The organism is Stenotrophomonas sp. HMWF003 (assembly GCF_003061285.1).
Taxonomy (GTDB): Bacteria; Pseudomonadota; Gammaproteobacteria; order Xanthomonadales; family Xanthomonadaceae; genus Stenotrophomonas; species Stenotrophomonas maltophilia_AP.
Genome location: NZ_QAIW01000317.1, coordinates 1 through 2167, shown reverse-complemented (window position 1 = coordinate 2167; position 2167 = coordinate 1). Strand labels below are relative to the sequence as shown.

1 protein-coding gene and 1 pseudogene are annotated in these 2167 nt (G+C 68.0%); both read right to left on the bottom strand.

The window, feature by feature from the left end; genetic code table 11:
• A pseudogene (locus DBR34_RS22990) lies at positions 1-665 on the bottom strand (mechanosensitive ion channel domain-containing protein); the annotation flags it as partial.
• A gap of 108 nt (positions 666-773) precedes the next feature.
• Entirely contained in the window at positions 774-2165 is a 1392-nt protein-coding gene (locus tag DBR34_RS12910; RefSeq protein WP_128097088.1) for a 3-deoxy-7-phosphoheptulonate synthase class II, read from the bottom strand.
• Between the last annotated feature and the right edge of the window lie 2 nt (positions 2166-2167).

The window sequence follows — 2167 nt, the reverse complement described above, 5'->3', positions numbered from 1 at the left end:
TCCCAGATGCGCACCACCACGTAGCTGCTGCCGATCTCCTCGACCCGGCCCCACTCGCCCTCCACGATCACCACATCGTCCAGCCGGATCGGCTGGGTCAAGGCGATCTGCAGGCCGGCGATCAGGTTGCCGAACACCGGCTTGGCGGCGATACCCGCGACCAGGCCGATGATGCCGGCCGAGGCCAGCAACGCGGTCCCGATCTGGCGCACCATCGGGAAGGTGAGCAGGATCAACGACACGCCGACCAGGATGATCGCGCCCATCAGCACCCGGCTCAGCACCCGGGTCTGGGTCTGCACGCGGCGCGCCTCGAGGTTGTCGGCCACCTCCATCGGGTGGTCGCGCAGGATCGCCTGCTCGCCGGCGGCTACCGCGCGCACCAGCAGCCAGATGAAGCAGGCGGTCAGCCCGATGTGCAGCATGCGCAGCGAGCCGTCCAGCCAGCGCCCCTGCAGCGGCGTGGCCTCCAGCGCGGGCACCAGCAGCAGCAACGGCAGCGCGAACGCCAACGGGCGGCTGATCACCCGTGCAATGCGCGCACGTCGGTAGTCACGCCCCTTGAGTCGGCGGGTCAGCGCCATCAGCAGCCACCAGCCGGTGAAACCCACCACCAGCGCGATGCCGATCGGCCACAGATACAACGCCGCCTGTTGCCAGTCCACTGTCACTGCACGCTCCTGCGGTCTTCAACGGAAGACCGCAGGATGCCAGCGTGGCCATGACCGGCATGTCAGCCGGATGTAAGCCGCGCGTGGACGGCGTCCGCTGCGTCAGGCGCCGTAATGCTGCTGCTTGCGCACGATCGCCATGGCGATCTCCAGCGATTGGTCGTAGTTCAGGCGCGGATCCACCGACGAACGGTAGGCGCGCTCGAGATCACGCTCGGTCAGCTCGCGCGCGCCGCCGGTGCACTCGGTGACGTCTTCGCCAGTCAGTTCAAGATGTACGCCGCCCAGGCGGGTGCCAGCGGCCGCATGCAGGTCGAAGGACAGCTCGACTTCGCCCCGCACGTTGTCGAAGCGACGGGTCTTGTAGCCGTTGCTGGTGCTTTCGGTGTTGCCGTGCATCGCATCGCACACCCACAGCACGCGGCGCCCGTCGCGCTTGACCGCGTCCAGCAGCGGCGGCAGCTTCTCGGCGATATGCGCCGCGCCCATGCGGTGGATGAAGCTCAGGCGGCCGGGCTCGTCATCGGGGTTGAGCACGTCGATCAGGCGCAGCAGCTGGTCCGGCTGCACCGACGGACCCACCTTGATCGCAATCGGATTGCGCACGCCGCGCAGGTATTCCACGTGCGCACCATCGAGCGCGGCGGTGCGCATGCCGATCCACGGGTAGTGCGTGCTCAGGTTCAACCAGCCCTGCTGGCGCGGCACCTGGCGGGTCAGCGCCTGCTCGTAGGGCAGCAGCAGCGCTTCGTGCGAGGTGTAGAAATCGATCCGGTTGAGGTTGTGCACGCGCACCCCGGCCAGCGTCTCCATGAAGTGCACCGCGTCGCCGATCGACGCGACCATCTTCTGGTAGTCGGCGGCCAGCGGCGAATGCTGCACCCAGTCCAGGTTCCAGTATTCGGGGTGGTGCAGGTCGGCGAAGCCGCCGTCGATCAGCGCCCGCACGAAGTTCATGGTCATCGCCGAATGCGCATGCGCCTGCAGCATCCGGCGCGGATCGGGCAGGCGCGCCGCTTCGGTGAACTCCGGCGCGTTGATCACATCGCCGCGGTAGCTGGGCAGGGTCACGCCGTCGCGGGTTTCGGTATCGGCTGAGCGCGGCTTGGCGTACTGGCCGGCGAAGCGGCCCACCCGGATCACCGGCTTGCGCATGCCGTGCACCATCACCAGGCTCATCTGCAGCAGCACCTTGAGCCGGTTGGAAATGGTGGTGGATTCGCAGTCGCTGAAGTTCTCGGCGCAGTCACCGCCCTGCAGCAGGAAGCGCTTGCCCTCCTGCGCATCGGCCAGCTGCTGCTTGAGCGCCAGGATTTCCCAGGAGGTGACCAGCGGCGGCAGCCGCTTGAGCTCGTGCAGGGACGCGTCCAGTGCCAGCGGGTCGGGATAGGTCGGCATCTGCAGCGCGGGCTTGCCGCGCCAGCTTTCCGGCGACCAGGCGGTATCGACATCGGTCGCGACAGGATCGGCTACGGGCGGGGCGGACGGGCTCATCA

What these genes read in the sequence shown, in the direction of transcription:
- DBR34_RS12910 (WP_128097088.1), bottom strand. Translation starts at nt 2,165, where the DNA reads ATGAGCCCGTCCGCCCCGCCCGTAGCCGATCCTGTCGCGACCGATGTC.